This is a genomic window from Actinoplanes sp. NPDC051411, from assembly GCF_040682075.1.
In the GTDB taxonomy this organism is placed as follows: domain Bacteria; phylum Actinomycetota; class Actinomycetes; order Mycobacteriales; family Micromonosporaceae; genus Actinoplanes.
In genome coordinates, this window is the sequence record NZ_JBFBAD010000099.1 from 5660 (window position 1) to 27038 (window position 21379).

20 protein-coding genes are annotated in these 21379 nt (G+C 68.8%); 9 read left to right on the forward strand and 11 right to left on the reverse strand.

Annotated elements, in window-relative coordinates:
• Positions 1 to 1933: glycoside hydrolase (locus AB0M88_RS38455; protein ID WP_364110770.1), on the reverse strand; the 1933-nt coding region annotated here is incomplete at its 3' end.
• A gap of 142 nt (positions 1934 to 2075) precedes the next feature.
• On the opposite strand from AB0M88_RS38455, the gene AB0M88_RS38460 reads away from it, so the two are divergent.
• Entirely contained in the window at positions 2076 to 2837 is a 762-nt protein-coding gene (locus AB0M88_RS38460; RefSeq protein WP_364110771.1) for a helix-turn-helix transcriptional regulator, read from the forward strand.
• 118 nt (positions 2838 to 2955) lie between these two features.
• On the opposite strand, the gene AB0M88_RS38465 is transcribed toward AB0M88_RS38460, so the two are convergent.
• The gene (locus AB0M88_RS38465; RefSeq protein ID WP_364110772.1) at positions 2956 to 3582 is read right to left on the reverse strand and encodes a GGDEF domain-containing protein; all 627 of its coding nucleotides are present in this window, start codon (positions 3580 to 3582) and stop codon (positions 2956 to 2958) included.
• 442 nt (positions 3583 to 4024) lie between these two features.
• Between AB0M88_RS38465 and AB0M88_RS38470 the strand changes: the two genes are divergently transcribed.
• A complete protein-coding gene (locus AB0M88_RS38470) occupies positions 4025 to 4231 on the forward strand; it encodes a DUF397 domain-containing protein (protein WP_364110773.1) in 207 nt (68 codons plus the stop codon).
• 5 nt (positions 4232 to 4236) lie between these two features.
• Here the strand turns inward: AB0M88_RS38470 and AB0M88_RS38475 are convergent, their stop codons facing one another.
• Together AB0M88_RS38475 and AB0M88_RS38480 are read right to left on the reverse strand one after the other, a co-directional pair.
• On the reverse strand, positions 4237 to 5034 hold the full coding sequence (locus AB0M88_RS38475) for an SAM-dependent methyltransferase (RefSeq protein WP_364110774.1): 798 nt from the start codon (positions 5032 to 5034) through the stop codon (positions 4237 to 4239).
• A gap of 37 nt (positions 5035 to 5071) precedes the next feature.
• Positions 5072 to 5950: a helix-turn-helix transcriptional regulator gene (locus tag AB0M88_RS38480; protein WP_364110775.1), complete on the reverse strand. Its 879-nt coding sequence runs from the start codon at positions 5948 to 5950 to the stop codon at positions 5072 to 5074.
• Between the two features lie 310 nt (positions 5951 to 6260).
• On the opposite strand from AB0M88_RS38480, the gene AB0M88_RS38485 reads away from it, so the two are divergent.
• Positions 6261 to 7040, forward strand: coding sequence for an SDR family oxidoreductase (locus AB0M88_RS38485; protein ID WP_364110776.1), 780 nt, complete (start codon positions 6261 to 6263; stop codon positions 7038 to 7040).
• Between the two features lie 120 nt (positions 7041 to 7160).
• Here AB0M88_RS38485 and AB0M88_RS38490 read toward each other — a convergent pair whose 3' ends face one another.
• The 5 genes from AB0M88_RS38490 to AB0M88_RS38510 are packed head-to-tail and all read right to left on the reverse strand — an operon-like array spanning position 7161 to position 12056.
• Positions 7161 to 8000, reverse strand: a complete 840-nt coding sequence (locus tag AB0M88_RS38490; protein WP_364110777.1) for an MMPL family transporter — start codon at positions 7998 to 8000, stop codon at positions 7161 to 7163.
• An 11-nt stretch (positions 8001 to 8011) separates the two neighbouring features.
• Positions 8012 to 8296, reverse strand: a complete 285-nt coding sequence (locus AB0M88_RS38495) for a hypothetical protein (RefSeq protein ID WP_364110778.1) — start codon at positions 8294 to 8296, stop codon at positions 8012 to 8014.
• Positions 8297 to 8328: 32 nt separating this feature from the next.
• Positions 8329 to 8826, reverse strand: a complete 498-nt coding sequence (locus tag AB0M88_RS38500; protein ID WP_364110779.1) for an MMPL family transporter — start codon at positions 8824 to 8826, stop codon at positions 8329 to 8331.
• Between the two features lies 1 nt (position 8827).
• Entirely contained in the window at positions 8828 to 10513 is a 1686-nt protein-coding gene (locus AB0M88_RS38505; RefSeq protein ID WP_364110780.1) for a hypothetical protein, read from the reverse strand.
• Positions 10514 to 10571: 58 nt separating this feature from the next.
• Positions 10572 to 12056 (reverse strand): cellulase family glycosylhydrolase, encoded by a 1485-nt coding sequence (locus AB0M88_RS38510; RefSeq protein ID WP_364110781.1) that lies wholly within the window; start codon positions 12054 to 12056, stop codon positions 10572 to 10574.
• A 237-nt stretch (positions 12057 to 12293) separates the two neighbouring features.
• Here AB0M88_RS38510 and AB0M88_RS38515 point away from each other — a divergent pair, with 237 nt between their 5' ends.
• The 3 genes from AB0M88_RS38515 to AB0M88_RS38525 all read left to right on the forward strand — a co-directional run bounded on the left by AB0M88_RS38515 (position 12294) and on the right by AB0M88_RS38525 (position 14535).
• Positions 12294 to 13139 carry a YwqG family protein gene (locus AB0M88_RS38515; protein WP_364110798.1) on the forward strand — a complete coding sequence of 282 codons (846 nt, stop codon included), beginning with the start codon at positions 12294 to 12296 and terminating at the stop codon, positions 13137 to 13139.
• A gap of 72 nt (positions 13140 to 13211) precedes the next feature.
• Entirely contained in the window at positions 13212 to 14063 is an 852-nt protein-coding gene (locus AB0M88_RS38520) for a PHP domain-containing protein (RefSeq protein ID WP_364110782.1), read from the forward strand.
• Positions 14064 to 14097: 34 nt separating this feature from the next.
• Positions 14098 to 14535 carry an NUDIX domain-containing protein gene (locus tag AB0M88_RS38525; RefSeq protein ID WP_364110783.1) on the forward strand — a complete coding sequence of 146 codons (438 nt, stop codon included), beginning with the start codon at positions 14098 to 14100 and terminating at the stop codon, positions 14533 to 14535.
• A gap of 160 nt (positions 14536 to 14695) precedes the next feature.
• Here AB0M88_RS38525 and AB0M88_RS38530 read toward each other — a convergent pair whose 3' ends face one another.
• On the reverse strand, positions 14696 to 16588 hold the full coding sequence (locus tag AB0M88_RS38530; RefSeq protein ID WP_364110784.1) for an alpha/beta hydrolase-fold protein: 1893 nt from the start codon (positions 16586 to 16588) through the stop codon (positions 14696 to 14698).
• Between the two features lie 859 nt (positions 16589 to 17447).
• On the reverse strand, positions 17448 to 18056 hold the full coding sequence (locus AB0M88_RS38535; RefSeq protein ID WP_364110785.1) for a hypothetical protein: 609 nt from the start codon (positions 18054 to 18056) through the stop codon (positions 17448 to 17450).
• A 132-nt stretch (positions 18057 to 18188) separates the two neighbouring features.
• Here AB0M88_RS38535 and AB0M88_RS38540 point away from each other — a divergent pair, with 132 nt between their 5' ends.
• The 3 genes from AB0M88_RS38540 to AB0M88_RS38550 all read left to right on the forward strand — a co-directional run bounded on the left by AB0M88_RS38540 (position 18189) and on the right by AB0M88_RS38550 (position 21193).
• Positions 18189 to 19088, forward strand: a complete 900-nt coding sequence (locus AB0M88_RS38540) for a tetratricopeptide repeat protein (RefSeq protein WP_364110786.1) — start codon at positions 18189 to 18191, stop codon at positions 19086 to 19088.
• Positions 19031 to 19294, forward strand: coding sequence for a tetratricopeptide repeat protein (locus tag AB0M88_RS38545; RefSeq protein WP_364110799.1), 264 nt, complete (start codon positions 19031 to 19033; stop codon positions 19292 to 19294). Before AB0M88_RS38540 ends, AB0M88_RS38545 begins: the two co-directional genes overlap by 58 nt.
• Before the next feature lie 378 nt (positions 19295 to 19672).
• Entirely contained in the window at positions 19673 to 21193 is a 1521-nt protein-coding gene (locus AB0M88_RS38550) for a hypothetical protein (RefSeq protein WP_364110787.1), read from the forward strand.
• Positions 21194 to 21379 lie beyond the last annotated feature (186 nt).

Sequence of the window (21379 nt, forward strand, 5' to 3'; positions counted from 1 at the left end):
CGACCAACTGACCGCCAAGATCCTGCCAACCCGACCAGCCACCACCCGGCGTCCACACATCCGAATACCCATGGCCGTCGGTACCCCGGCCGAAGAGCTCCATCTGCTGCCCGAACTGCACCGCATCGACGTCACCGACCAACTGACCGCCAAGATCCTGCCAACCCGACCAGCCACCACCCGGCGTCCACACATCCGAATACCCATGGCCGTCGGTACCCCGGCCGAAGACCTGCATCTGCTGTCCGAACTGGACGGCGGACACGTCGCTCACCAACTGCCCACCGAGATCCTGCCAACCCGACCAGCCACCACCCGGCGTCCAAACATCCGAATACCCATGGCCGTCGGTGCCCCGGCCGAAGACCTGCATCTGCTGCCCGAACTGCACCGCGGCGAGCTTTCCCAGCGACCCGCCGCCGGGTCCGCCGCCCGCGCCCTTCACCACGTACGTGGTCACCGATCGAGGCGGCAGGGTCGCGGAGAGCCGGCCGCCCGACACCGTGACCGGGGAGCCCGCGGTCAGGTCGTGCGACACATCGGTGAGGTGCGGGGTGGCGACGCCGGAGTCCATTCCGGTGACGCCGGAGAGGTCGTAGGTGACGCTCCGGTCCGCCCGGTCCGGGTTCGTCGTGACCAGCACGAGCGAGCCCGACTCCTCGTCGTACGCCGTGAAGGTGTTCGGGTCCGAATCTTCGATCATCCGATAACCCGGCCGGACGAACTCGGAGTAGTTGCCCATGGCGTAGTACCGCTTGGGCTTCGTGATGACCTCCGCCGAGTTCGGCCCGATGTCCGTGCACACCAGCCCCCACAGATCGGTGCACTTCCCGTCGGTGGGCGTGAGGCCGCCGTCCGCCGCCTGCCAGATCGACCACGCGGCGGGGTGGAGCTGCTGCTCGTTGAGCAGGATCTGCTGGGACAGCTTGATGGCGCTGTTGAGGCTCGTGGCACCGGCGGCCGAGTCACCCGGGTCGTCCGCGACGCCGTTGTTGCCCCATTCCGACATCCAGACCGGTTTGCCGGTCTGGAGGCCGAGGCGGTACAGCCCGCTCTCGTCCTGTCCGGCCTTGTAGTCGTGCGCGTTGAGCTGGGCCAGAGTCGCCCGGCTGGCGAAACTGTAGCTCTGGACGTCCGTGACCGCGCCGGCGACCGACTGCTCGTCCGGGGCGCTGATCGCGGTGTAGCCGGACGCGCCGGCGGAGGACAGGCTCTGCTTCACCACGCCGATCAACGCGTTCTGCGACGTACGGCTCAGGTTCATGCCCTGCTGGTTGCCGCCCCACCGCCAAGCGGTCTCCACCGGCTCGTTGAACGGGTCGACGGTGCCGAAGGTGATTCCCCACTCGTCGTGGAAGTGCTTGACGATGGTGGCCAGATAGTCGGCGTACCGTCCGTAGTTGGCCGGGGCGAGGTTGTCCGTGCCGAGCAGCGACCCCGAGCTGCAGTTGTCGGTGGTCATCCAACTCGGCGCCGAGTACGCGATCGCCTCGAAGCGATCGGCGCCCCGATCCTTCGCCGCCTGAAGCATCCAGCGCTGGTTCGGATCCTGCGACCAGTTCCAGATACCGGGCGCCGGCTCGAACGAGGGGACGGCGGCGCCCGTACGCTGCCACAGGGCGCAGACGTCGCCCAGCCCGCGCGCGCCGATGTCGTATCGCACGACGTTGAGGCCGAGGCCCTTGGTGGGCGAGAAGATCGCGTCGGCGAGGGCGTTGCGCTGGTCGGTGGAGGACCACCCCCCGGTGGCCTCCGCCCACCAGGCCAGGGAGGTGCCCCAGCCGTCGATGGTCTGGTATCGGATCCCCGGGTCGACCGTGACCAGGTCGGCCGCCGCGGCCTCGGCGCCCGCGGCCTTCGGAGCGACGATGACCGCCGCCGCGACGAGAGCGACCCCCGTGGCCGCCACCCAGTGCCGTGCCCCGCTTCGCATGCCGGTACCCCTTCCGACGGTGGTTTTTGATCCGTACCGATCGGCGTGACACTCCCACTGTCGAGGCGGAGATAGAATGCTTCCCATGTCTCATGGGACGTGCTGAGATGACGTGGGACGGAGCCGGGCACTCGGGGGAACGATGGCTGTCGATCGGCAAACGCGCGCCCATCAGCAGTTGGTCACCGAACTGCGTCGCCTGAAGCACGCTTCTGGCCTGAGCTACGCGCGCCTGCAGGCGCACACGCCGTACAGCCGGTCGTCGCTCGAGCGCTACGTCAACGGCAAGCTGTTCCCCTCCCGTCAGGCGGTCTGCGAGATCGCGCAGGCGTGCGGTGCCGAGCCGGACGAACTGCTGCGGATCTGGGATGTCGCGGTGGCCGAGGACGAGCCTCTCCCGGCGCCGATCGAGCGGAGCGAGACCGGGCGAGGCAAGGCCCCGCGGCTGCCGGGAGATCGCCGGCTCCGGGTTGCCGCGACGGTGCTTGTGCTCCTCGCGCTGGTATTCGGCTCGGTGTACGCGGACCAGCATCTGTCGCGCTCCCCCGCCGCCGCGTCGGCGGCCCCGACGGCACCGCCCCCGGAGATCTGGTCCCGGCGACTGAGCATCGTCACCGCGGACAGCACGAGGAACGGCTGGCTGGAGGTGACCCTCGACTGGCAGGGGAAAGGGCCCTACCACGGACGGATCTACGGCTCGGTCCACGTCCGAGACCAGGACGGCCTCTGCGCCCAGGCCTACGCCTGGTACGACGGCACGGTGAAGGCGATCGGCCAGGCGTGCGGCCGGACGGCCGGCGGCGCCGTGTCCGGCGACTTCCGGCACACCTGGCGCGCGCTGGTCGAGGTCTGCCTCCGCTACGGCTCGGCCCAGGACCCGCAATGGTGCAGCGCCTGGTCGTGACCGGCGGACCTGCCCAGCGCACCGCCCTGCAACCGGCCGTTGTGGCCCACCTTCGGGGCGGCGCCACTGGCGCGTCGCGAGCGGATCACCCCGGTCCCTGGCGCGAGAGCCCGAAGAGCTACCGCGGGTCGCCGGCGATGTACAAGCGGGAGCGGGTGGCCTTGGCGCGGTACATCGCCAGGTCGGCCCGGCGGACCAGGTCGGTCATCGTGGTCGGCTCGCCGCTGCCCGTGGTGACGCCGATCGACGCGGTGACCGCGAGCTCGTTACCGTCGATGTTCATCGGCTCGGCCACCGCCTGCGAGATGGCACCGACCATGGTGAGCCAGTCGTGGCGGGCGCCGACGAGTGACGACTCGGTGAGGATCGCCGCGAACTCGTCGCCGCTGAGACGGACGGCCAGGTCGTTGATCAGGCAACCGGACAGCCGCCGCCCGACCGTACGCAGCACCTCGTCGCCGACCGCGTGACCGTACCGGTCGTTGACCGGCTTGAAGCCGTTGAGGTCGAGCACCAGCACGGCGTATCGCTTGGCCTTGCGGAGGATCGACGGGCCGACGGCGTTGAGCAGCCGCCGGTTGGGCAGGCCGGTGAGGTCGTCATGGTTGATGGCCCACCGCAGGGCGGCGCGCTCGGACTCGAGCAGGGCGACCCGCATCCGCAGGCGTGACAGCTCGGCCTCGGCCGTGTCCTCCCCGTCCCGCGCGGCGGCCGGGAGGCGGTCGGCTTGACCGAGGATATCCATTGGCCCCCCTCTGACCGTGACGTCCCTCTGACCTCAGTGGACGGCCACCGGCTGACACGGTGGACATTGCCGACGGTCATGCCGTGTCTGGACCGTCATCATCCCTGCCAAACTTCCACGGTGCAAGATTTCACAGTGCAGAAGTTCAGGGGGACCGCGCGGCATTCTCCCGCCATCGGTTACCCTCGGTGCGCAGAATTTCATGGCGAAAGAAGAAGCAGGCAGAGTGGCAGTTATTTGCGGTATATGTTCGGATATTGCGACTGTCCATAGCCGACTCAACTACGAAGAGTCACATGCGCGCCGGCCTATGAAATGATCATTTGATGTGGGGAGGAGGCCCGGGCGGCCTGCCCGGCGAAGCCGGCGGCGCGAGCCGTACCGCGCCTGGCGGTCAGCCTGAGGACCGCATCGGGGGTGCGTCATCAAGAAGGAGCATGCGATGCATGGCGACAGCGAATGGATCATGTCGAGCAGGTCGACCGGCAACGGCGGTAGTTGCGTCGAGGCGCGGCGTCACGCGGGCCTGATCGAGGTGCGCAACAGCAAGCGGCCCGGGGCCAGCAGTGTGCACTTCACCGTCGAGGAATGGGACTCGTTCCTCGACGGTGCGAAGAAGGGCGAGTTCGACCAGTTGCTGTTCGGCTGAGCTGGTCAGGCCTTTCGGCCGACGCCGGCCCAGATGCCGCCCGCGCGCGGGCTCTCGACCCGTTCGACCGCGACACCGGGGCGCCATTCCTGCGCCCAGACCACCCCGGGGTCGAGCAGTTCGAGCCCGGTGAACAGACGCTCGACCTCCTCACGGGTCCTGACCGTGCCGGGGGTCGAGGTGCGCCGCTGGTAGACGTCCTCGGTCGCGGTGAACAGCCGGAAGCTTTCGGTGGCGCTGTGCGACACGACGAAATGGCTGCCCGAGGCCACGGACCCGATCAGCTCGGCCACCGCGTCGTCGGCGGCCTGATGTTCCGGCACGAAATGCAGCACGGCGGCGACGATCACACCGACCGGCTGATCGAAGTCGAGCAACCGCCGCACCTCCGAGTGCCCGACGACGGCCCGCGGCTCCCGCACGTCGCCGCGCACCGCCACCGCCAAGCCGTCGCCTTCCAGAATCTCCATGCTCTCGGCCACGGCCACCGGGTCGATGTCGACGTAGGCGACCCGGGTGTCCGGGTGAATTCGCCGCGCCACGGAATGCACGTTGTCCACAGTGGGAATGCCGGAACCGATGTCGAGGAACTGCCGGATGCCGGACTCGGACAGGTGCCGCACCGCATTCACGACGAACGCGCGGTTGGCCCGGGCGGCCTCCGGAATGAACGGGAACCGCTCGATGACGGCGTCGGCGGCCTCCCGGTCGGCGACGAAATTGTGCACGCCACCGAGGTAGTAGTCGTACATCCGCGCGGCGGTCGCCGCCTTGCGCGAGGATCGGGCGCCGAAATCACTCATGTCAGTCCATGCCGCCGTTCGGTACGTGCATCGGATGTCAGCGGAAATCCGCGATGGGCACGGAAGCCTCGCAGATCAGGGTGAAGATGCGCCGGTATTCCTGCACCTCCTGCGGTTCCTCGAGATATAACGCGCCGATGTGGGACTCCAGATAGACCACGTCGGGATCCTCGGGGTCCTCGAAGTCGAGGATCCGGAACGCCCCGGCCATGGCGGCGTGCGCGCCGGCCGACCACGGCAGCACCAGGATCTCGAGGTGCTTCTGCCGGGCGGCCTCGCGTAGGTGCTCGACCTGCGCGGCGAGCACGTCGGGACCGCCCACCTGCCGGGTCAGCACGCCCTCACCGAGCACCGTGACGAGACGGGGCTTGGGATGCCGGGACGCCATCGCGGCCTGGCGCTGCATCCGTAGCTTGATGTGCCGCTCGGTCGCGTCGCCTTCCTGAGTCTGCTCGGCGCCGTAGATGGCCCGCGCGTACTGCTCCGTCTGCAGTTCACCGGGGACGACCTCGCCCTCGTACGTGCAGATCGTGCTGGCGCTCGCCTCGAGTCCGACATAGAGCTTGAACCACTCCGGAATCGCGGGATTGGCGTCCCACCACTCCTCCTGGGACGTGCCCAGCGCGAGGTCGGACAGCGCACCGGCAATGCTTTCGTCGACCCCGTACAACCAGCACAATGCGCGAACATTGGCGACCGTGACCGGAACCTTGCCGGTTTCGATGCGATGCAGGGTCGGTTCGGAGATGCCGAGTTTGGCCTCCGCGACTTCGCGTCTGCTCTGTCCGGTCGCCACACGCAACCGGGTCAGCCTGCGCCCCAAAGCTCGACGCACGACACGCTGGCCGGTGACCGGCACGCTCTCACCTCCGTACTGCGGCCGTGAGACCGGACGGGCGTATGTGGCCCACACCATACCTCCGAGATCCGCCCTACCAAGGAGTAAGCAGCGCGTAGCAACCGAATGTCATGAATTGAAGTCCATAAGTGCAGTTGCCAAACACGACCAGGTGATGACTGTCATACACCCCGCGGCGCGGCACCCGGCGGAAATCGGCGCCCACCCGGATCTCACCCTGCGCAAGCCCATCACAGGAGGCAGACATGCACGGGTCCAAGACGGATCAACCGGCGCATCGGGCGCGCGCTGCTGGAACGTGGCGCGCCGAAGGCCGTGGAACGGCAACCGGCCGCGCACGTATCGGCTACGGCGTAAGGAAATGACAATGTTGCTGAAAGACAAAAGCGCCATCGTGTACGGAGCGGCCGGCTCAGTCGGAGGAACAGTCGCGCAGGCGCTCGCCGCCGAGGGCGCCCGGGTCCTGCTCGCGGGGCGCAGGGCAGCCCCACTCGAGGCGATCGCCGAGAAGATCGAGGCGGCGGGCGGCACCGCCGATGTCGCCACCGTGGACGCACTCGACGAAACCGCGGTGGAGGCCCACGCCGACGCCGCCGGCCCCGTCGACATCTCGTTCAACGCGATCAGCCTTCCCCAGACCGGAATCCAGGGCACCCGGATCGTCGACCTCTCTCCCGAGGCGTTCGACCGCCCGATCGCCACTTATACCAGGGCCAACTTCCTGACCGCACGGGCCGCCGCCCGCCGGATGACCGCCCGGGGCACCGGCGTCATCCTCACGATCACGGCCAGCCCGTCCCGGTCGGCCGTCCCGCTCATGGGCGGCATGGCCCCCGCCTGGGCGGCGATCGAGTCGCTGACCCGGGGCCTGGCCGCCGAGGTCGGGCCGCTGGGCGTACGCGTCGTCTGCATCAACGCGGCCGGCATGCCCGAGACGGCCCAACTCACCGAGGTGTACGGGCTGCACGCCGACGCGTACGGCATCACCCGCTCGCAGTTCGAGGCCCGCATGGCCGACCGAATGCTCAGCAAGCGCCTGCCCACCATCGCGAACATCGCCGACGCGGCCGCCTTCCTCGCCTCCGACCGAGCCGCCGCGATCACCGGCTCGGTCCTCAACCTGAGCAGCGGCATGGTCATCAACTGACCCCGCGAATCGCGCCGGTCACCCGGCCTCCGGGGACCGGCGCGTTTCGTTTGTCAGCCGCAACGGTCGATACGCCCGCTGTACCTGCCCCAGCCGGAGAGCGTTCGCCGGCATCCAAAATCAGTTGGTGGTGACGGGCTCCGCGGTCGCCGCGTCCTCGTCGAGGCCGACCGGCCTGTGGTCATTGCGGTCCTGATGGCCCGGCCACCAGGCGACGTGGCCCAGCAGCGCGGTCAGGGCGGGCGTGAGGAACAGCGCCATCACGAAGGCGACGATGGCGATGCCGCAGGAGATGGCGAAGCCCATCTGGGTGAGCAGGCTGTTGCCGGCGAGCATGAGCGAGGCGAAGGTGCCGGCCAGGATGACGCCGGCCGCCGCGACGGTCGGGCCGGCGTGGCGTACGGACATCGCCGCGGCGTCGCGTGGGCTGCGGCCCTCCCGTGCTTCTTCGCGAAGCCGGGCGATCATCAGGATGTTGTAGTCGGTGCCGAGCGCGACGACGAACAGATACATGATCACCGGCAGGATGAAGATCAGGCCGGGTTCGCCCTGGATCTTCTGGAAGACCAGCACGGTCGCGCCGAGCGTCGCGGCGAAACCGAGACCGACCGAGATCATCAGGTACCAGGGTGCGACCAGGCTGCGCAGCAGCAGCCCCAGGATGATCATGATCAGGATCGCGGCGACCGGGAAGACCACGAGGTAGTCGTGGTTGACGGCGGCCTGGATGTCGACGAAGACCGCGGTGATTCCGCCGACGTACGCGGTCGTCCCGGCCGGCGCGGCCGCGTGGGCCACGTCGCGCAGCGGACCCTTGACCGTCTGCAGCGCGGCGTGTGATTGCGGATTGGCGGCGAGGGTCACCTGGAAGGCCGCGACCGTCTTGTCGGCCGACGGAGTGGCCGGCGAGACCTGTCCGACGCCAGGCACCGCGCTCAGGCGGGACTGGTAGGCGGTCAACTGGTCGGGGGTCAGGGCATTGCGTGATCAGATTTGAGGAAGACCTGGGTCGGCTCGGTCGCGCCGGCCGGCAGGCCCTTGAGCAGTTCCGCCTGCCAGACAGTCGACTCGGACGCCTTGGAGGTGGATCCGCCGCCGAGGTCGAAGTTCGGTTGAAAGCTGAGCGGGAAGATCGCCAGCAGGACGAGGCCGGAGACGCCGGCGTACACGGCCGGCCGGCGTCCCAGCGAACTGCCGAGGGCGGCGAACCGGGCGCCGGTCGGCTCGTTCTTCCACGCCTTGGACGGCCAGAACACCTTCGTGCCGAGCAGTGATACGACCGCCGGGATCAGCGTGAGGCCGGCGAGCAGCGTGGTCGCGACGGCGATCGCCAGGCCGGGCCGAGGGATTTGAACAGGCCGAGGGTCGACAGCGTCAGGGCCAGGAACGCGATGATGACGGCGCCGGCGGCCGAGGCGATCGCCTCGCCGACCCGGGTGACCGCGCTGATCATCGCGGTCTTCGGGTCCTCGCCGAGGCGGAGGCGTTCCCGGTAGCGGAACATCAGGAACAGGATGTAGTCGGTGCCGATGCCGAACAGCACGACGATCAGGAACGCGCTGACCGAGCTGTCGGTCTTGAGATCGAACAGCTTGTTCGCCCAGGCGATCAGGCCGGTGGCGATCTGAGACACCAGGCCGATCGTGATGATCGGCAGCAGCGCGATGATCGGGCTGCGGAAGATGACCAGCAAGAGCACCAGGATCAGGCCGACCGTGGCGACCGCGATGATGACGTCGGCGCGATTGCCGGAGGAGCGGCATCGTGACCGGGTAGACGGCTTCACGTCAGACGCGCTCGCCCCGGGCGAGCAACCACGGTAGATGCGGTATTCCGACCCGGCCGCCGGCCAGGGCGGCGACAACCAGCGTCCGGTCACCCGTGCGCATCACCACGCGGTTACCGCTTGCGTACGCTTCGTCGCCGATCCCTGGCAGCGGAGTTACGTTGCCGCGCGCGTTGGCGCGCCACGCGATCCGCCCGGCCAGGCCGCCCGCCCACTCGGCGCGCAGCACGACGGTGTTGTCGACCTCTGAGCGGAAGTCGACTCGCTGCGGCTGGACTTCGGCGCGCACGGGCTGGCCGACGAGCCGCGCGACGTCCTCGACCGACACCGGAAGCGGCCCGGTCGAAACCTCCCGCACTTCGCCGAAGAAGTCCACGGCCAACGCGCCGGTCTGCTCAATGCCGCGCGAATGCTGAGTTACTGCGACGACCCGCCTGGTCCAGGGCTGGACGGTTATCGTCACGACGTCGCCGTCATGACAGCGGTTACGCCACTCGCTGGGCAGGGCCCAGGCGGTGGTCCTGTCGGCGGTGCCGTCGTCGATCACCAGGTAGTCCAGTCGTGAATGGCTGTTGTTCGCCCGCGAGGTTCTGCACCCGATCACTTCGCCGGTGACGCTCGCGGAACGCGCCAGGTCGTTCATCGTCCGGATCAGCATGTAGACGCCGACCGTGAGCAGCACGTACCCCGGCAACGAATACCGACTGGCGCGCCCGGCGACGCTCACGTCGACGGCGCCCACCACGAGGAACACGAATGTCCGCAGGATCAGGGAGCGGGTGGTTCTGCCGTACCAGGGCCTCCCCCGCGGATAGCGCACCCGGACCCGGTGCCAGCCGCCGCCGTAGGAGGACCAGATGTTCCGCCGGTCGCCCACCTCGAGGTCGAGCACGGCGCTCGCGCGCCGGGTCACCCCCAGGGCGGCCCCGTACGCGAGGTAGCGGTCCCAGATGGCGACGGCCGAGGGCGGCAGGTCGGCGAACTGCTCGTGGTTACGCAGCCAGGCCTGCACCCCGAACCAGCGGGACGCGGCTTCCAGGCCGGCCGGGGTGTCCCGCTCGCCGACGTGCTGGACCAGGCCCGCGAGCACGCCGGCCACCGTGAGGAAGCAGAGGAACGTCCAGGCGTTGTGAGTTCGGTGCACGGCCGCGAAGCCGCACACCAGGCCCACCGCGAGCGCACCGGAATACAGCGCCGTCATCATCGTCCGGCCGAACCGGCGCCGGGACAGCCCGGCCGCGCGCGCTTCGGCGACCACGGCCGCGCTCAGCCGCTGGTTCCAGGCCTTGGACTCGTTCTGGTCGCGGAAGGCCAGCGCCGTGACCGGCACGACCCCGCCGACGGCGAGGCCGCGGATCCGGTCCAGCACCTGCCGCTCGTACGGCCGGAGACCGCGCTCGTCCGGCGGATTCCGAGCCAGGTGGAGCGTCGTCCGGAAGGGGTCGTTGTCCGGCTGGCGCAGCTCGTAGTATTTGGCCGCGGCCAGGTCGAGCACCGTCGATTCGGCCTGCCCCACGCTCCTCGACCAGTCGTTGACCAGCATGCTCACCACCGCGGGCGGCTCCGGACCGAGGTCCATCGTGGCCGGTCCGGCGGGTGGCAGCACGGTTCGGGTGGCGAGCCGGCAGACTCCGTACGCGATGAGCCAAAGCCCTGCGGCGGCCCCGGCGATGATGATGTCGAGCATCGGCCTACGAGTTCACCTCGACCGTGCCAGGTTCTGAGATCACGACGGCAAGATATACCTATGGGTCGACGGTGAGCAGGTGCGCCTTGAATCCGGAGCCGTAGCTGTCGGTCGCGGTCCCGGCGTAGTCCTGGATCAGCACGTTGCCTCCGCTGCAACCCCACGGGTTCCAGGTCCAGGCGAGGTACCCGACGTTGTGCGAATCGGCCCACGTCATCACCTGGTCGATGAAGTCGTGCGCGCACGAGTTCTGGCCGATCTCACCGGCCACGACCGGCACCTGCGCGGCCACCGGGGCGACCTGGCTGTCCCAGCAGGAGGTGTTGGAGCAGGAGTTGAAGTTGTAGACGTGCCAGGCCGCCACCAGATTGCCGGCCGGGTCGGTCGGCTTGTACGTCAGCCACTGCGTCAGGTCATTGGACCACGCCAGGCCGCCCAGCAGGATGACATTGGTGGCGCCGGTTCCACGTACCGCGTCGACCAGGCTCTGCATGCCGGCGACCGGGTAGGTGATGCCACCGCAGGTGCCGCCGTCACGCCAGCACTTCCATTCGTTGGCGGCGCTGGCGTAGCCGTCGGCGTTGTCCGGCCACGGCTCGTTGAACAGGTCGAAGAGGACCGCGTCGTTGCCCTTGAACGCGTTGGCCACGCTGGTCCAGAACTGGGGCGCGTACTGCGCGTCCGGCATCGGCTTCTGGCAGGTGGCGTTGACGTCCGTACAGTTGCCGTTGCCGGCGCCGCTGTAGCTGCCGTACGACCAGTGCAGATCGATGATCGGATTGATCCCGTTGGCCGCCAGCAGAGTGGCGTAGCTCGTGACCGCCTGCTGATAAGTTGCCCCGCTCGGCGTGCCGTTGGTGCCCAGCCAGCACTGCTCGTTGACCGGGATGCGGACGACGTGGATGTTCCACGACTTCATGGCGTCCACCGAGGCCTGGTCGGGCTGCGCACCGTCGAAGACGCCCACCTTGCCCTGCACGCAGGCGAACTCGGCGCTCGAGCGGTTGACGCCGAGCAGCCGGTAGGCCGTCCCGGCGGAGGTCACGATCTTGTTGCCGGACACCTTGAGCGCGGGCGCCGGACCCGCCGGGCCCGTGGTCGGCGAAGTCGTGGGCGGGGTCGTCGGCGAAGTCGTGGGCGGGGTGGTCGGCGCAGTCGTCGGCCCGGTGGTCGGGTCCGTAGTGGGGGTCGTGGTGCTGGAACCGCCGGTGCAGGTCACGCCGTTGACCTTGAACGACGCCGGGTTCGCATTGCTGCTGCCCCAGCTGCCGGTGAATCCCACCGAGACCGAACCGTTGGTGGCGACGCTGTTGTTCCAGCTCATGTTGACCGCGGTGACCGCCGATCCGGACTGGGACCAGGTGGCGTTCCAGCCTTGGGTGACCTTCTGGGCGGCGTCCGGAAAGGTGAACTCCAGTTTCCAGGTGGACAGCGGGTCGCCGAGGTTGGTGAACGAGACACCACCCTGGAATCCGCCCGGCCACTGACTGGCGACCGAATAGGTCGCCGAACAGCCGGTGGTCGCGGCCGATGCGGTGGACACGGCTACAAGCGTGCCTGCGGCAAGCAGCCCGGCCGCCGCTGCGGCGACGATGACGACGCGGTGTTTCATGAGGAGCCTCTCCGCCCATTGACACAGTTCGATGGGAGCGCTCCCACCATGGTCGGTGGCCGCCTCATGGAAGTCAAGGCCGGCCCCGATCGCTCGGGCCCGGCCACCGGCGGTCTTCCTACGCCGCGAGCTGGACGCGGTCGAAGAGGACGACGGCGTGTGAAGATCATGAACATGGATTCGTGGCGGACCGGATACATCGATGAACTGCGTACGCGGCGGCCCGACCTCGTCGATGTCGTAGATGCGTTGCCGCTGCGTCCGGCGATCCGGCTCACCGCGGCGACACCGGGTGATGCGGTAGCGGGCCGGCTGGGTGGTCCAGCGCCGATGCCGGCCGGTGCGGTCTGGCCGCACGAACCGGGCGGCCTGCCGCTGACCTTCGTCGCACTGCTGGACTGTGCAGCGCTTACGGCGTACGACAGCGGCATGCCGCTACCCGCGGACGGCACCCTGCTGTTCTTCCTGCCGTCGCTGGAGAACCTGGACGTGCTCAATCGCGGGTACACGCCACCGGTGATCCACGTGCCGGCCGGTGTGCCCACCGTTGAGCTGCGGGTTCCAGAGGAGTACCTCGACCCGGCCTACGACACTTACGAATACCCGCCGGTTGCGCTCACCGGGCTGACCATAGCGACCGTTCCCGGTTCCCACAGCCCGTTCCTCGGCACCGATCTGGACGAGATCGGCCGGATCAGCGCTGTGCTGCGCGAGTCAGACCTGCACGGGGCCATCCGCCGCGGGGGGCCGGATCATCAGGTCGGCGGTCACTCCGTTGCCTTTCAGAGGCCGCTGGAAGGGAGCGCCGCGAAAGCCGCCGGCGTCGAAGGTTGGTTCGACGACGCGGACTTCCTGGCGGCGGCTCGCGAGTACGTCCTGCTGCTGCAACTCGACGAGGACGTCGAGGCCGGAATGGGGTGGGGAGACGGTGGGCTGGCGATGTGGGCGATTCACCGCGCCGACCTGGAGGCCGGCGACTTCAGCCGCGTTCACGTCGAGATCGAGAGTCACTGAGCACGTGCCGGGCGGGTGCGGCCGAGTGGGTGTGATCCGGTCTATAGCGTCCGTGACGCACGTGGAGTTCGAATGGCAGCCATGCTGCCCGCCGACGGACATGTGCACACTGAATGGTCGTGGGACTGCGAGCCTGGCGACATGGAGGCCAGTTGCGTCCGGGCGATGACTCTCGGCCTGCCGGCCATCGCCTTCACTGAGCACCTCGACTTCACGGTCTGGACCGGCGTGGAACCGGCGCCGGACGCCCCCGCGAAGGTGACCGACCTGATCACCGAGGATGGGACGTTGGCCCCGCCGCTACTGGACGTCGAGGGCTACCTGGCATGCGTACAGCGCTGCCGCGAGAAATTCCCCGACCTGCTGATTCTCACCGGAGTGGAGGTCGGGGAACCGCATTGGCATCGAGATCAGGTCGCCGCGGTCCTCGGGGCGGGACAGTTCGACCGCGTGCTCGGTTCCTTGCACACCCTGCCGCTGGGCACCGGCCTGAACGAGCCGGGCGAGCACTTCGCCCGCCGGCCGGCCGCGGAGGTGGTCCGTGACTGCCTGGCTGAGATACCCCGGCTGGTGGCCGGCTGCACGGACTTCGAGGCGCTCGCTCACATCGACTTCGTCAGCCGGTACTGGCCCGCAGCCGCCGGCCCCTTCGACCCCGCAGATTTCGAGGAGGAGTTCCGGCACGCGCTGGCGGCGGTGGCGGCCGCAGGCCGGGCACTGGAGGTCAACACGAACCGCCGGCCATTCCCCGAGATCGTGCGGTGGTGGAGAGAAACAGGCGGCGAGGTGATCACCTTCGGCAGTGACGCGCACTGTCCCGGCGGCGTGGGCGGCGGCTTCGCGGAAGCAGTCGCCATGGTCGAGGCGCTGGGCTTCCGTCCCGGCCGCCACCCCCACGACAGGTGTACGCCTGACCTGGGTTGAACCCGAAGTCATGCACGTCTGGCAGCATCGCCGCATGGACAGCGAGATCGAGCTTCGAGCCTGTTGCGGTGTGGTCGTCCTCGACGATCACAGCCGGATCCTGCTCATGCGCCGCCGCGGCGAAGGGACCTGGGGAATACCCGGCGGTGGCATCGAAGTCGGAGAAACCTGGCAGCAGGCAGCCCGGCGCGAGTGCCGCGAAGAGACCGGCTGGGAAATCGAGCTGCACGAGTTGCTGGGCCTGTACAGCGATCCCGCCAGCCAGACTCACCGCTACCCGAACGGACGAGTCGTGCACTGCGTCGGCGCGGTCTTTCTAGCGTCCCCACGCCACCGAACCGGCACACCCGACGGCGAGGCCACCGAACTCGGCTGGTTCACCCTCGACCAACTCCCCGCGCCACTTTTCGGACCAGACGTACCCGTCCTCAACGACGCGGCACGGCGGGAAAACGGTCCCTTCATCGACTAGCCGTACCGTGTGCGACCGCGCAAGGTCACGGGAACAAAGTTTCGCCGGCACGGGCGACACATCTCGGCGGCAAAGGGAATCAAGCGGTGAGGTGCCCACTGACGCCAGGCGCTGCTGCACCGCGTGTCGGCCCGGCGGGTCGTGTCCTGACACCCGGCGCCTACCGCATTCGGTTCGCCACCGCGGAGCGGGAGATCTGGCCGCTTACGCCCTCCTCGGGCACACTCTTCGCGGCCAAGGCCTGTGACGCGTCATCGTTGGGCAAGATGCTGTCGACGCCTTCGTCCACGACCTGCCGACCGCGGGTGAGCATGAGCTGCGGCGGCTGTTCCTGGCCGCGCCAGCCGCTGACGTCGGTGCCCTGCGGCGCGTGCCGGGCGATGAAGTCGGCCATCGTGGTCAGCAGTTGCTGATCGGTCACCGGGGTCCATCCGTGCGGTTGGCTCACGCCGTAGATGAACTGGAAGTCGGGCGCCGGCGAGGTGAGGGCGTTGGTCCGCTGCTCGAAGTACGCGACACCGTCGTTGAGGAAGTAGGTGTCCTCGGTGCCGACGTAGATGTGCAGCCGACCGGCGACCTTCGGTCCGAGCCTCGTCCAGTCGGTCGCGACGATCGACGAAAGGTCGAAGTGCTTCTTCCAGTAGGCGGCCACGGTGTGGTCGATGCCGCCGGTGTGCTTGTCCCAGATCGGCGCGGGGTATCCGTCCTTGCCCTGTGGACCGAACACCGCCTGCCAGATGTCCCACTGTCCTTGGCTGCGCCCGTGCGAGGCGACCGCCCGCTCGTACGCGTTCTCCTGCCCGTTGGTCCACAAAGTGTCGCCGCTGCTCCCGCGGGCCGCCGGCCGCGGGACCGGCACCCACGAGCTGCCGGTGACGTACGCGTTGGCGTCGGCGTAGATGTCGATCACCTGATGGGCGCGGAAGTCCATGGAGTCGGGGAAGCCGGCCCAGGCGCCGGCGTACGTGTCGGGGTAGAGCACGAGCGACGCCGCGGCGATCCACCCGCCGGTCGATCCGCCGGCGACGACCCGCCCCCAGCGCTGTCCGATCGTCCGGAACGCCTTGTCGATGGCCGGGATGAGCTCCTGGTTGATCGCGTCGCCGTACGGGCCGAGATTGGCGGAATTCGCGTGATAGGAGTCGTCGTAGAACGGGTTCTCGCTGCGCACCTGCACGGAGATGAACCGGGCCGCGTCCGCCGACACCCACCACTGGGAGAAGTCATCGCCCAGCGACTCGTCGAAGCGGTGCGGGTTGGCGCGCGGGAAGTGTCGCCCGATCAGCTCCATGGGATACCGGACGTGGCGGTTGGCGGCCAGGTCGTAGCCGGCCGGCAGCAGGATGTCCGCGCCGAGATAGACGTCGCGGCCCCAGAAGCGGCTCAGCAGCGCGGAGCGGATCTTCAGGTGCTTGACGTGCGCCGAGTCGGTCGGGTTGCCCTGCTGGCCGGTGCTGCCGGACGGGATCGTGCCGATCGGTTTGACGACCTGGTCGAGCGTGAGGCGCACCGTCTGCGCGTGGCCGGTCAGGTGGACGGCGCGCGGCGTGGAGTAGACGTTGCCCGGCGAGTGCCAGATGTCGCCGCCGTCGCCTTGCGGCCAGTGCACCTGGACTACCGACCCGTCCGAGCGACGGTTGGTCTCGTAGGTGCAGAAGAACGCCTGTACCACGTAGTCGCCGGCCGGGATGTCCTCGAACCGGGCGAACGGGTAGCCGACCACCGCGGCGCCGGAGCGCAGCGGGATCGCCCGGCCGGGCACGGCGTTCGGCACGTCCTGGCCGAAGAACGGCACGGTGATCGGCTCATTGTCCTGCAGGTTGTCCCGGGGCTCCGGCGCGTCGGGACTCAGATCCGACGCGCGGGCGATGATCACGAAGGCGCGGCCGGCGCCGCTGTACGTTCCCGCGGCCAGCGTGAGCGAAAAATCCGGGCCGGGTCGCCCGCCCGCCTCAGCGACGCCGGCGTCCGCCATGGTCACCAGACCGCCCACCGAGGCGAACGAGCCGGTCAACACGAAGCGCCGGCTGAACCTGCCCTGCCCTGCCGCCATGATCTGTCTCCTGTCGCCGCGCCTACATATCCTCCATCGAAGACGATAAGGCCGACGGGGCGGCCGGTGTGCCCCGATCGGCGCGTACGAGGCTCGAGCCAGGGCGGGCTAGTTGTCCGCCGCGTTCATCATCTACGCGTACTTCGCATGATCGTCAGCTGGCGGGTCCACGATCACAGCGAGGGCGACCCTCAATGTCGGTGGATGGTCGCGTTTGACGCGCCCGATGGAGTGGGTCGCACGGCGTTAGGAATGGCCCGCGTCCGGACCGATGAAAGCAGCCGACCGGGCCGGCTTTTCAACGACCCGTACGCGCGGGCTTTCGTGGCCGCGGCGGGCGAGCTCGTCAGCCGTGACGGCTCGGCTGGCCCCGTTTACGGAGATGTGGAAAGGCGGGCTCGGCCGCGCCTTACCGCAATGGCTGGCCCAGCATGGCTGGCAAGTTCGCATTGAGGACCGGGACCGCACCGCCGACGCCTACGGCCGGCCCTCCCCAACTCCGTCCGACGGCGGCCACCTCATCTCGACGCGCGCCGCCTCCTGAACAACGCAGGACACCAGTTAAGGCTGGATCCACGTCACGCCGCTCGCAATTCGGCTACTCGTCTACCGGAAAGCCGGTGACGCGCTGCTTGCGATTTGCCCCTTACGAGGGGGCGACCAGGTCTCGCGCGGCCGCCCGGCCGCCCGCAGCCGGGCCGGGGCCGGTGTGCCTCGGTGCCTGGGTGATGAGTCGGTAGGGTTCGCGTGCGACGTAACGTTTGAGGCAGCGGATTGCTTCGGTCTGGCCTTGCATTCGCTGACACGTCGGTCGGACAAGTCCAAGTCAAAGGGTGGCTGAGTGGCCAGGATCAAACGGTCAATCCGTCGCGGGCAGGTAGCGCACGTTGCCATCGCTGGGGATCAGGTATCCGATCCAGCGGCGCGTGGGCGGGTCACCGGCGATGGCAGCGGCGTCAGTCTGACCGGACACCTCGTTGCCGATCAGGCCCAGTTGGAAGCCAGCTGCGGCGTACACCCGAACGCCCAGGCCAGCCATCCAATCGTCGATCGGTCGGCGCCAGGCCAGGGAGGCCGAACCACTGCTGGGGTCGCCGACCATATGCTCGTTGGAGCGTGGCTCGGCACGGCCCAGCGCCCCCAGCGGTAGGTAGAAGTCCAGCCAGTCAGGGCCGTTGTCCTCGCGGACTGCCACGACGCCGTAAACGATGGGAGCGCCGTTGGGCAGCCGGACCACACCGTGTAGATGACCGAACTGCAGCAGCGACGCCTGAGTGCACGGCACGATCTGTTGGTCGGCCGGCGCGATCTGGCGGCTGCCGTAGCAGCCCTCGACTTCGGCAGCCGACCACAGAACGCCCAGCGCGGCCTCCAGTCGTGTGTCGCTGGTGTCACCAAGTTCGAGCGCCAACTCGTAGAACCCGCCGTGCCAGTTGTCGGCGATCGTGAAGTCCGCGGATTCGGTCACCCGCTGATCCTCTATCCGTCCCGACATCCGCGCACCGACATTTCCCAACGAGACCGCTAATCAGAAGTAGCCGCGCCGGGGCAGGCCCGAACTCCTGCTATCCCAGCAGAACGGATACTGCTGGCCGAGCTGGTGCGGACCCACCTGATCCACGAGCACATCCCGGACCGCTATACGATTCATGACCTGCTTCGCGCGTACGCCTGCGAACTTGCCGGCGAAGCCGGCCGCGAAGCTGAGGCCGACGCCGCCACCGTCCGCATGTTCGCCCACTATGTACACACCAGTCACCTGGCCGCCCGGCTGCTCAACGCGGGCCGCAGCCCGCTCGCCCTCCCCGACCCGCCCGCCGGAATGCTGCGGACGGACCTACACGACTCCACCGACGCGAACCGGTGGTTCGAGGCCGAACATCCAGTACTGCTCGCCGCCGTTCAGCAGGCCGTCACCGCGGCCGGGCACCGCGCCGCCGCATGGCCGCTGGTCTGGTCGGTTACCGATTTTCTGGACTTCCGGGGTCGCTGGCTCGAGATGCTGACGGCTCTGTCTACGGCGGCCCGGGGCGGCGACCCCGCCCGCATGCCGCAGATCGAAACCGCGATCGGCCGCGTCTACCTCAGGCTCGATCGCCTCCCCGAAGCAGGCGAGCACGCCCGGCGCGCCGCCGGTCTGGCCGCCGAGAACGGCGATCCGGTCGACCAGGCACGCGCCGAACTTCAATACGGCAACGTCCTGGAGCGACAAGGCCGAATCCGGGAGGCACTCGGCCGAGCAGAGATCGCGCTCGACCTGCACCAGGGCACCGACTCCCGGATGGAAGCGCATGCGCTGAATTCGGTCGGCTGGTACCACGCCCAACTGGGCGAGTTCGAGGCGGCGCTGGCGTACTGCGAACACGCGAACACGCGAACACCATCTTCGTCACCGTCGACGATCCGCCGGGCCAGGCATCCACGTGGGACAGTCTCGGCTTCATCCACCGCGGACGCGGTGACCGCCCACGAGCAGTCGAGTGCTATCGCAATGCCCTGACCCTCTACCGGCGGCTCAGCGACCGCTTCTTCGAGGCCGACACCCTGGCCCACCTCGCCGACGCATACGCCGACCTGGATCACGTCGGCGCCGCACGGGCCAGCCTGCGTCAGGCACTGACCGTCCTCGGCGAGCTCCATCACCCCGACGCCGGGCGGGTCGCCGCCCGACTACGACAGATCGAGGGTCAAGGCGTCGCGGGGTAAGTGCTCCAGGTCAGAGGCCGGTCGTGTTCTTCGAGGTCGGGTTGTTGTTCTGGTCGTAGCCGTAGGTGCTTGCCGGCGTCCGGCGTGCAACTTCGGAGCCTCCCTGTTGCGTCCTATTGGTAGATAGACATGTGTCATTGAGGTGCCCACCTCGCGGACCAGACTGTCCAGGCCCCCGGGGCGGGGTGCACCGTGTGCCCGCGCGACAGGAGAAAGCACAAGTCGAGGAGACGACACGACATGTACCGAACTGGACGCACACGTACCGTGACAAGCAGGCTGACCTGCGCCGGCCTCGTCGCGGCGTCCGTCATCGCGATGGGTGTTCCACCCGCCGCGGCCGCGAACGCGGCACCGACCGGACCGCAGAGAACCGCCATGGGCAAAATCAGGCTCAGTGCACTGTCGTCGGGGGCCCGCACCTGGTGGTCCCCGCCGACCGCGACAGAGGCGAGCCCGAAGGTCAGCCGCACCGCCGTCACTTTCGGGACGAACGTGGACGCCAACGACCCGGGCAAGGACTTCGGCTCCGGGCAGAGCGAAACCGCCATCGCCGCGTCGGGTAACCACGTGATGGCCGCGTGGAACGACATCAGCGGCGCGATGTACCTCCCCACCACGGACCCGCAGGGCTCGGTGACCGGTGTCGGCTACTCCAGCGACGGCGGCCGCACCTTCACCGACCTCATCGGCCTGGCCAACGACAACCCGTTCCAGCAGTGGTACGGCGACCCCAGCGTGGTCGCCGTGGACGCGAACACGTTCATCGTCGCCGGCCTGTATTACCCGTCGCTCGCGGCCGACTGCACGAAGGCTCCGCAACTGCTGGAGGCCGCCGTCGAGGTGGCCACGGTCGGCGCGAACAACCAGGTCTCGTTCTCCGAGCCGGTCGTCGTCGCGTCCGGCGGCGACTACTGCGGCCTGATCAACGACCCGGACAACCCGCCGCCGGACCTCGCGCAGCCGGACAAGGAGTGGCTCGCGTACGACCCGGCGACGCGTACCGTGGCCGTCTCGTACACGCGGTTCTTCTTCGGCGACGCCGGTCAGAGCGGCAACGGCCAGGTCGAACTGGTACGGGCCCACCTGCCGGCCGAGCCCAGCGCGCTGAGCTCCGCCGACTTCACCGGCCCGACCGTGGTCTGGCCGGAGGAGGCCACCGTGGTGAACACCGGCGCGTACGCCGCGGTGTCCGCCACCGGCGACACGTACATCGCGTGGGAGCGCAACATCGACAGCAACCTGTCCAACGGTGACCCGTACGTGTACATCCACGCCGCGAAGGTGCCCGCCGGTGCCGGCGCCCCGAGCGCCGGCGGGCCCGCCTCACCGGTCGTGGTCACGACCGGCCAGCAGAACTCGAGCGCGGCAGGCGGGGTGAAGTCGCTGGACGGGACTGCCATCTCGGGGTACAGCCGCGGCCTGGGCAACGACTTTCCGAGGATCGCCCTGGACGCGCCGCTGGGCCGGGTGGTGTTCGCCTGGAACGACGCCAGCCTGCACCCGCTGGGCGACATCTTCCTGCGTACGCTCGACATGTCGCTCGCGTCGCCCACCGCCATCGCGAAGGTGAACGACGACTCGTCGTACGCGCTGCACTTCCTGCCCGCCGTCAGCGTCCGCTCCAACGGCGCCATCGTGACCTCCTGGTACGACCGGCGGCGCGGTGGCCCGCAGTCCACACTGACCGACTACTACGCCGAGGTCCGCAGCCGCCCCACGACGAGCGCGCCGGACGTACGGATCAGCACCGGGCAGAGCGACTGGCTCGGGGTCAGCTCCCTGATCGACCCCAACTTCGGTGACTACACCGACAACGCCTCGTCCGGCAACCGAACCTACTTCACCTGGTCCGACGGCCGGATCGGGGTACCGCAGCCGTTCGTCGACCGCCGATAGCACCCACTGTCCGCGCGGGTGTGGGCCGGTCGCCGTGCGGCGCCCGGCCCGCGCCCACTACACCCGATGGAGGGGCAAGAGCGACCAGCATGCCGGTCCGGGCCGGCATCCGGCGGCGAGTAGCAGGTAGCGCGCATTGCCCTTCGAAGGTACGGCCGCGGACGGCGTTCCGCCTTGGCCTCGCGG